The 7817-nt window shown below is 42.3% G+C and carries 12 protein-coding genes; 3 read left to right on the top strand and 9 right to left on the bottom strand.

Annotation, left to right across the window (positions count from 1 at the left end):
• The first annotated feature begins 136 nt into the window (after positions 1 to 136).
• Together ABFX15_RS10135 and ABFX15_RS10130 are read left to right on the top strand one after the other, a co-directional pair.
• Complete coding sequence (locus ABFX15_RS10135; protein ID WP_346025299.1) at positions 137 to 349, top strand: hypothetical protein; 213 nt, start codon at positions 137 to 139, stop codon at positions 347 to 349.
• Between the two features lie 15 nt (positions 350 to 364).
• A complete protein-coding gene (locus ABFX15_RS10130) occupies positions 365 to 1771 on the top strand; it encodes a methyl-accepting chemotaxis protein (RefSeq protein ID WP_346025298.1) in 1407 nt (468 codons plus the stop codon).
• Positions 1772 to 1825: 54 nt separating this feature from the next.
• Here ABFX15_RS10130 and rpmG read toward each other — a convergent pair whose 3' ends face one another.
• The 7 genes from rpmG to rpmF form a co-directional block, all read right to left on the bottom strand.
• Positions 1826 to 1975 (bottom strand): 50S ribosomal protein L33, encoded by a 150-nt coding sequence (gene rpmG / locus ABFX15_RS10125; protein WP_091267450.1) that lies wholly within the window; start codon positions 1973 to 1975, stop codon positions 1826 to 1828.
• 1 nt (position 1976) lies between these two features.
• Positions 1977 to 2099 carry a putative metal homeostasis protein gene (locus ABFX15_RS10120; protein WP_346025297.1) on the bottom strand — a complete coding sequence of 41 codons (123 nt, stop codon included), beginning with the start codon at positions 2097 to 2099 and terminating at the stop codon, positions 1977 to 1979.
• Positions 2100 to 2169: 70 nt separating this feature from the next.
• Entirely contained in the window at positions 2170 to 3207 is a 1038-nt protein-coding gene (locus ABFX15_RS10115) for a CobW family GTP-binding protein (RefSeq protein WP_346025296.1), read from the bottom strand.
• A 41-nt stretch (positions 3208 to 3248) separates the two neighbouring features.
• A complete protein-coding gene (gene rpsN, locus ABFX15_RS10110; protein WP_091267455.1) occupies positions 3249 to 3518 on the bottom strand; it encodes a 30S ribosomal protein S14 in 270 nt (89 codons plus the stop codon).
• 47 nt (positions 3519 to 3565) lie between these two features.
• Positions 3566 to 4147 carry a ZinT family metal-binding protein gene (locus tag ABFX15_RS10105; RefSeq protein ID WP_346025295.1) on the bottom strand — a complete coding sequence of 194 codons (582 nt, stop codon included), beginning with the start codon at positions 4145 to 4147 and terminating at the stop codon, positions 3566 to 3568.
• Between the two features lie 12 nt (positions 4148 to 4159).
• The gene (locus ABFX15_RS10100) at positions 4160 to 4384 is read right to left on the bottom strand and encodes a hypothetical protein (RefSeq protein WP_346025294.1); all 225 of its coding nucleotides are present in this window, start codon (positions 4382 to 4384) and stop codon (positions 4160 to 4162) included.
• A gap of 319 nt (positions 4385 to 4703) precedes the next feature.
• Positions 4704 to 4877: a 50S ribosomal protein L32 gene (rpmF, locus tag ABFX15_RS10095; RefSeq protein ID WP_346025293.1), complete on the bottom strand. Its 174-nt coding sequence runs from the start codon at positions 4875 to 4877 to the stop codon at positions 4704 to 4706.
• 177 nt (positions 4878 to 5054) lie between these two features.
• On the opposite strand from rpmF, the gene ABFX15_RS10090 reads away from it, so the two are divergent.
• Positions 5055 to 5276, top strand: coding sequence for a hypothetical protein (locus ABFX15_RS10090; RefSeq protein ID WP_091267463.1), 222 nt, complete (start codon positions 5055 to 5057; stop codon positions 5274 to 5276).
• A gap of 39 nt (positions 5277 to 5315) precedes the next feature.
• On the opposite strand, the gene ABFX15_RS10085 is transcribed toward ABFX15_RS10090, so the two are convergent.
• Both ABFX15_RS10085 and ABFX15_RS10080 read right to left on the bottom strand, forming a co-directional pair.
• The gene (locus tag ABFX15_RS10085; RefSeq protein WP_346025292.1) at positions 5316 to 6485 is read right to left on the bottom strand and encodes a hydroxymethylglutaryl-CoA synthase; all 1170 of its coding nucleotides are present in this window, start codon (positions 6483 to 6485) and stop codon (positions 5316 to 5318) included.
• A gap of 330 nt (positions 6486 to 6815) precedes the next feature.
• On the bottom strand, positions 6816 to 7718 hold the full coding sequence (locus ABFX15_RS10080; RefSeq protein WP_346025291.1) for an NADP-dependent oxidoreductase: 903 nt from the start codon (positions 7716 to 7718) through the stop codon (positions 6816 to 6818).
• Between the last annotated feature and the right edge of the window lie 99 nt (positions 7719 to 7817).

The raw sequence follows: 7817 nt of genomic DNA, 5'->3' as shown, positions 1-7817 counted from the left end.
ATAATTATTTATAAGAAGTTTCAATAACCGCAAGGGTTAAACCTGGATATTCAACTGCAAAACTTGAGTTAAATCACTTGTCGCCTTCAAATCTCTGAGAGCTAAAATACTCTTCGGGTTCAGTATACTCATACTCATGGTGGCCGGGCTGACCTTCGAAGGTTACTTTGCTTTACACGAAATGAACGATTCCATTGAACATTTAGCTGGTAACCATGTTAGTATAATGATTGCCAACGAACGTGCCGCTTTTTCACTAGCTAGACGTTCGACAAATGTCAGAGCTTATCTGATGACTGGAGAAGAACGCTATCGTGGGATGTTCGTGGAAAATGCTGAAGAAAACTAGCCTTACTTTGACCGGATGGCTCAGCTCATACCAGGAGAAGAGATCGACCAGCTCGTCCAGACCCATGATGATTGGACACAGCAAATGCTTACGAAAGTTTTTGATGTCTATGCAGCAGGAGACCCTGCGCTCGCAGAAGCAAATCTTGGTGAACTGGCTCCGACGACTACTGCTCTATTGAATGAGCTGTCTGACAGAGCAGTTGCTCGGGAACAGCAGATCAACCAGATGAGATCAGATATGATTGCCAGTGGTCAACAATCAATGATCTTTGACTTGATTATTTCCGTTATAGTTATCGTAATTTCAATCGTAATTGCCCTCGTTACTGCTCGATCGATTGCCAAACCAATAAACAAAGTTGTCGATAAAGTCGCACTAATTACAAATGGCGAGCTGCATACAGCTCCACTGAATATCCAGGCAGCCGATGAAACTGGTAAACTCGCTTCGTCTATAAATGAAATGGAAACAAGTTTGAGACAGATCATCACGAATATTTCAGATGCTTCCTATCAGCTTACTTTAAACAGCAAGGAATTGTCTGAATCAGCTCAGGAAGTGATGTCAGGTACTGACCAGGTCGCGATGACCATGCAGGAACTGGCTGTCGGATCAGAAACTCAGGCAGGAAGCGCAAGCAAACTCTCAGTAATTATGGATTCATTTGTTCAGATGGTCAGCCAGACGAGCGACAATGGTGAAGCTATAACAAGTCTTTCCAGCAAAGTTCTTGAGGATACGACCAAAGGGAAGGAATTGATGGACGAATCCGAGCAGCAGATGCACAAAATCGATAAGCTGGTCAAAGATTCTGTCACACGGGTCGACAAACTGGATGCACAGACACAGGAAATATCAAACCTGGTCGAAATCATTCAGGCGATTGCCAATCAGACGAACCTGCTTGCATTAAACGCCGCGATCGAAGCCGCCCGTGCAGGTGAACAAGGCAAAGGCTTTGCTGTAGTGGCAGATGAAGTCCGCAAACTTGCTGAAGAGGTCAATACTTCTGTCAAAGAAATTACTGGTTTCGTCGGCACGATTCAGGCAGAATCAAAGAATGTCAGCGAATCCCTTCAAGCTGGGTATAAAGAAGTTGCTGAAGGATCAATCAAAATCAGCGAGACTGGTCGAACTTTCAACACAATCACCCAGTCGCTTCACCGTATGTCAGACAGAATTACCGATATCAATACCAGTCTTCAGGATATCGAGCATAATACTATCGATATGAATACGTCTATTGAAGAGATTGCTTCAGTATCAGAAGAATCTGCTGCCGGTGTCGAACAGACATCCGCATCTGCCCAACAGATCAGCAGTTCTATGGATGAAGTAGCTGGAAACGGCGGGAAAGTATCCCAACTCGTTGCACTTGCAGAAAATATGGATAACATCGTATCTAACTTCACATTATAAAAACAGACCTCTGGCTCTTTTACATTAAAAGAATCAGAGGTCTTTATTTATCAGTTATTTTGTTTCTCTAAATAAAGCTTTTCGTCTCAATTTCTGAGAGTATTTTTTTAATTCCAGACGTTCAGGGTTGTTACGGGTATTTTTACTTGTGATATATAGTCGTTCACCTGTTTCAACACACTCAAGAGTAACCGTCTTTCTCATATCATCTGACTCCTCTCTTTATTTTTTTCATCTGTTTTATTATTTTTAGTCCTCTCCGGGCCGTTTTTTTGTTCGGGCTTTTCATCATACGGCGCGCAGTAGAGACATCTGTTTTCTCAGCCATAGACATTTCCTCCTCAATACTTGAATCTTGAATCGTTATAATTAATAGTTCAGGTTATCGATTTTCTTTACTATATTCCCAGTTCTTCCATGACTTCTTCTGTCAGAACACACCTCTTGAAGGCTAACTCCATCTCTTTCACGGGAAGATTTTTACCTATGAATACTAAAACAGATTCCTTTTCTTGGTCCCCCCACGGTTGTCCTCTTTCGGCCTGGAAGGTCATATTGACGCCTTGATAAACGATCTGATTCGGATCTTTATATAAGTGCAAAATGCCCTTATAACGCAGCAGATCCATACCATAAGTCATGATCAGTTCATTCATCCACATATCAATAAGTGTCGGATGAATAGGATCTTTCGCTTTAAGAGACAATGTCACGATATCGTCTGTGTGATGATGGTGGTGCACTTCATGATCATGACCGTGGTCGTGGTCATGGCCTTCCTCTTCATCCACCTCGGTCATAACCTTTTCTCTTTTTTGTTCGTTGAACAATTCAAGACCAAGAACTTCTTTTATCGCTACTTCTTCTAAATTCAGGTGATCAATAGCCGCGAACGGGTTAAGAGCTCTCAGTTTCTGTTTTAAAGCGTGCAGCGTCTCATTGCTGACTGAATCCACTTTAGTCAATAACAACTTATCCGCGAAAGCAACCTGATCTTTTGATTCTTCATAATGAGCCAGCTGGTACAATGCACTGCCCGCATCCACTAGTGTGATAACAGAGTCAATGGTGTAGTGCTCCTGAAGAAAGGGATGACGCATAAATGTCTGAGCAATCGGACCGGGTTCAGCCAGCCCTGTTGTCTCGATAATGATCCGGTCGATCTGCACTGTCTGTTTTTCTCGAATAGAATAGATCGTCTGCAGCATGTCTGACAAGTCAGTCCTTAAGGTACAACACAGACAGCCGTTATTCATCTGATAGATTTCTTCTTCAACATTGACTACCAAGTGATGGTCAACACCGACATCTCCGTACTCATTCACAATTACTGCTATTTTCTCATCCTGTGGCTGGTACAACAGTTCATTGATCAGGGTCGTTTTTCCAGCTCCTAAAAATCCTGTGATAATCGTAACCGGTATTTTATTGTCCATAGTGATCAACCGCCTTTCCCTTTAGTGGTTTTCCATCAGAATTACCAGCTTGCTTTTTTCACACCGGGAATTTTTCCTTCATGTGCCAGTTTTCGAAAATTGATGCGTGACATGCCGAACTGTCTCATATATCCTCTAGGACGGCCGTCAATTCTATCACGATTCTGCAGTCTTGTCGGCGATGCATCTCTTGGAAGTTTTGAGAGACCTTCATAATCTCCTTTTTCTTTCAGTTCTTTTCTTAAAGCCGCATATTTTTCAACCGTTGCCTGCTGACGTTTCAATTTAGCGATTTTACTCTTTTTTGCCATGATCGATTCCTCCTAGTCGTAATGGGTTATTTTTGGGCAGTCATTATTTAATGAGCCAGCATGTCCTGCACTAGTCCTTCTGAGTCAAGTTCAGATGGATAATAGGTTGGCCAATTTGTTACTTCATCAATCAGTTCGTCATGGTCATCTCCCCAGTACAGGTGGAAGTGATCTGATTCATTCGGTGAAATAATATGATCACTGAACTGGATATATTGAGGCATCTCTTCACTACCTTCTACACGTGAAAAGATGAAGCGTACACCTCTGTTTCCTCTCTGGTAATTCAATACTTCATAGCCGTCATATTCGTACTCGGCTGTATAGTCATTACCATCCTGATAATAGAAAGTAAAACTGTCGTCTTCAATCACAATACGATCAACATCTGTTTCATAGCCGATATCGTAGTATTCGACATAATCATCAAAGTCCATTGTGTCGCTCTCGGCTGCCTTAGCTTCGAAGACTTCATCCAGGTCACCAGACTGAAGATAAGGGTAGACAGACTGCCAATCCCCTTCCCAGTCGGACAAATCGCGGTCTCCTATTTCATCATTATAGAAGAACCCTCTATAGATGCGTCGTGTTGTTTCGTCATGTCCATGGTGGTCATCGATTTCAACCACTACAGGTTCTGATTATTCAAGAACTTCTTCATCATCGTTAACTAAAACCGCTTTGATCTGCAGCCCATCTAGTGTCGCCTCACGTGAGAAGCGTTCAGTTGTTTGAGCACTGACTAGACTCCATTCCTGATCGTCACTATCTCTTGTATGCCATTGCCACTGTGCATCTTCTGCAGTCTCTGAGCTAGCGACCAGCTCAACTTCGTCACCCGTATGATAGTGATGCGCCAGACCCATTATTTCGATGCCTTCTCCTGCTGACTGATTGGTGTCTTCTCCAGCAGTCTCTTAAGTATCAGATTGAGCAGCACTGGATTCCGGTTCTTCTTCAGTCGTACATGCGGTCAGTAGAAGAGCTGAAGCAAGAAATGCAGCCCACTTTATGTATGCTTTTGTCATAAAAAATCATCCTTTTCCTAAATCGTAATCATTACGATTTATCACTTTACATCCTTATGTTTGATCTGTCAAGAGAAATCGAAAATAAAAATAGTTTATTCCATTGCCGAATTATTTTTTAAATAAAAAAAGATGAGAGACAGTCTCTCACCTCAGTTTATTTATCCAGAATTTTTTTGCCATTGTAATAGCCATCTTTTGAAATTCTGTGGCTTATGCGATATTCTCCTGTACTTGAATCTAAAGAAAGACCCCCAGGTACATTAGCTCCTTTATGTGTCCGTCTCTTTCTCTGCTTAGCTTTCGATGTTCTTCTTTTTGGTACTGCCATTATATTTCCTCCTCAACAAATCGTAATCGTTACGTTTTAGAATTCTACTATACCTTTATATAATTATCAAGTATCTAGTGAGTTTTCCTCTAATTCTCTTGAAAATTGCAGGAAACACCTATATAGTTTAGTAAATCGTAATTGTTACGTTTTAATTTAAACAAAGGATTGAATAAAATGGATTTTTCAGAAGCACGCAGAAAGAAAGTTCGTGGAATGAGTAATGAAGAGTTTGTTCATTCTTATTTAGACGAGTGGCTTACAAGTGAAAGTATGGTTATTGTAAGTATAGGGAAAGATCAGATTGTAAAAACCTATCAGACCTCAGACTCCCAGCTCACAACGATAGGTCTGCTCGAACTTGCAAAACAGCAGATCATGGACAGTATGGACGAATAAAAAAGCACTGGCGCCTGCCCAGTGCTTTTATCATTCATTCTATTTAATGGCGTACATACGAATATTTTCTTTAATAGCAGCTAAATGAGCCTTTCCTACATTGACCTGTTCATTATCGATGTCAACATCTGATCCGTCTTTAGGCAGCGCCTGTTCAAGAGTCGTTTCATATTCATCAATAGACAGCTCACGACGATCATCAAGTACAGCTTCATGCGCTTCTTTATTCAGGAACTGTTTATAATCAGGCTTGACTACCCCACTGAAGAATTCGCCTACCGCTCCGGAACCGTAACTGAACAATCCGATACGTGCGCCTTCTTCCAGTTCAGGTCCCTGTTCCAGTAGTGACAGAAGACTCAAATATAAAGAGCCCGTGTAGACATTCCCTACTTGCTTATTATAGTGGATACTGTCGTGATAAGAGTTCATCAGGCGCTTCGCTTCACTTTCATCTGCGTCTTCAGTCAGTGCAAGAATCGCTTTCTTGCCCATCTTAGTATACGGAAGGTGGAAACACATCGCTTCAAAATCACTCAATTCCCGACGGGTCTGTTCTTTGTAATTGTTCCATACTTCTTTCAAGAAGCTTAAATAAGCTTCATTTGAAAATTTTCCGTCCACAAAGGCATAGTCTGAATACAACGGGCGCCAGAAATCAGAAATATCTTTCGTCATTGACGCGCTGTCATTATCCAGTGACATGACTCGAGGGTTCTGTGAAAGAACGATCGCAACAGCTCCAGCTCCCTGAGTAGGTTCCCCACCAGTTTTCAGACCATATTTTGCAATATCCGAACCTAAAACGAGTACTTTACTTTCAGGATTCAATGCAATATGTCCCATTGCCATCTTGATTCCTGCTGTCGCTCCGTAACAAGCCTGTTTCAGCTCAACACAACGCGCATTTTTCTGAATACCTGTCAGCTGATGGACCCATACGGCGCCAGACTTGGAGTGATCGACACCTGACTCTGTCCCAAACAGGACAAAATCGATAGCTGCTTTGTCTTCATCATCTAAAATAGATAACGCTGCATTTGCCGCCATACTGACCGAGTCGTGATGCAGTGGGGCAATAGCCATCTTTTCCTGACCAATACCGATCGTATACTTAGCAGGATCGACACCTCTGACCTCTGCTAATTTCTCCATATCTACAAAAACGTTTGGTGTGTAAAATCCAATCTTATCAATTCCTATATCCAACCGATTGTCCTCCTGTCGTCATTCTCTCTATCTTAACTCTCATACAGTATAAATCAGCTTGTTTAAAATTTATTTAAGAATATTAAAGAATGACTTTTATCTCAATATAAGGGTCATTCATGCACGAAGTCAGACAGCGAATATGCCATAAAACCTATATTTGGCGTATTCGCTAGTCATTCTTACACCCTAATCGTCCATATATCTGTTTATGAGCGGTTCGACACCCCCCGCTATCTACAGGAGAAGCAAAAAGAGGTCGTTCGCTACGACGCAAACAGCCTCTCCTCTTATTCTGATTAAAATGTGCTTTCTTCTCCTGTTTCTGTGCTATCTAGGAAAAGTCAGAATGATTTTTCCACCTGCATGGCCTGTTTCAATCAATTCGTGGGCTTTCCTGACACCTTCTTCCGTAAAGTCCAGCATCTCTGAAATGACCGGTCTGATTTTTCCTTCCTCAAGCCACTTGAGCAAATCTTCCAGCGCTTCTTTTGTGGGACTCATTGAGAAAAACTCTGCTTTAACGGCTGTATTTTCGTCGGGTTCTGCTGCAATCGACAGCAGGTGTCCGCCTTCTTTAATGACCGACAGACTTCTAGTCTGAACATCTCCACCCACTGTATCGAATACAAAATCAACTGGATCAAGCAGCTCTTCAAAAGCTTCTGACTTGTAATCGACTGGACGATCCACACCCAAATCCTTGAGTAGACTCTGATTCTTTCCACTTGCCGTTGATGCAACCCAGGCTCCTTTGATCTTGGCGATTTGAACAGCAAGAGATCCTACGCCACCTGAACCGCCATGTATCAGAACTCTCTGTCCTTCTTTAACTTGCCCTCGCGTAACTACCGCTTCATAAGCCGTCTGCCCGGCTAAAGGAATAGCTGCAGCTTCTTCGAAAGAGACCGTATCGGGCAGGACCACAGCCCTGTCAGGATTTACTACAACAAATTCTGCGTATGTTTTCGCTCCGTTTGCCATGACGCGGTCCCCAACTTTAAAACCAGTCACATCATCGCCAACTTCTACTACCGTCCCCGATACATCTCCGCCAACGATCATTGGTGTCTTGCCGCCAAACAATCCTTTCCTGCGCTTAACATCAATCGGGTTGACACTTGTAGCAGCCATTTGAACGATCATTCGGTCAGGTTTCAGAGCCGGTCTATCGATGTCCTTCATCTGCAGCTTTTCTATTCCGCCAAACTCGTCGATCACTATTGCTTTCATATTATAGCCTCCTGAAAAGTATTCGTTACTGTCAAATTTTTTTGTTCTTAAAGGTCTATAACCGTTGTTCTATCAAGGAAAAGACAAAAAACACTTGCC

Source organism: Alkalibacterium indicireducens (assembly GCF_039522005.1).
GTDB lineage: Bacteria > Bacillota > Bacilli > Lactobacillales > Carnobacteriaceae_A > Alkalibacterium > Alkalibacterium indicireducens.
The sequence above is the reverse complement of the archived record's forward strand: the minus strand, read 5'-3'. Positions and strand labels throughout refer to the sequence as shown.

Excerpts from the sequence above, each read along its gene's own strand:
- ABFX15_RS10135 (WP_346025299.1), top strand. The coding sequence starts at position 137 with ATGGTGGCCGGGCTGACCTTCGAAGGTTACTTTGCTTTACACGAAATG.
- ABFX15_RS10130 (WP_346025298.1), top strand. The coding sequence starts at position 365 with ATGGCTCAGCTCATACCAGGAGAAGAGATCGACCAGCTCGTCCAGACC.
- rpmG (WP_091267450.1), bottom strand. The coding sequence starts at position 1,975 with ATGAGAAAGACGGTTACTCTTGAGTGTGTTGAAACAGGTGAACGACTA.
- ABFX15_RS10120 (WP_346025297.1), bottom strand. The coding sequence starts at position 2,099 with ATGGCTGAGAAAACAGATGTCTCTACTGCGCGCCGTATGATGAAAAGC.
- ABFX15_RS10115 (WP_346025296.1), bottom strand. The coding sequence starts at position 3,207 with ATGGACAATAAAATACCGGTTACGATTATCACAGGATTTTTAGGAGCT.
- rpsN (WP_091267455.1), bottom strand. The coding sequence starts at position 3,518 with ATGGCAAAAAAGAGTAAAATCGCTAAATTGAAACGTCAGCAGGCAACG.
- ABFX15_RS10100 (WP_346025294.1), bottom strand. The coding sequence starts at position 4,384 with ATGGGTCTGGCGCATCACTATCATACGGGTGACGAAGTTGAGCTGGTC.
- rpmF (WP_346025293.1), bottom strand. The coding sequence starts at position 4,877 with ATGGCAGTACCAAAAAGAAGAACATCGAAAGCTAAGCAGAGAAAGAGA.
- ABFX15_RS10090 (WP_091267463.1), top strand. The coding sequence starts at position 5,055 with ATGGATTTTTCAGAAGCACGCAGAAAGAAAGTTCGTGGAATGAGTAAT.
- ABFX15_RS10080 (WP_346025291.1), bottom strand. The coding sequence starts at position 7,718 with ATGAAAGCAATAGTGATCGACGAGTTTGGCGGAATAGAAAAGCTGCAG.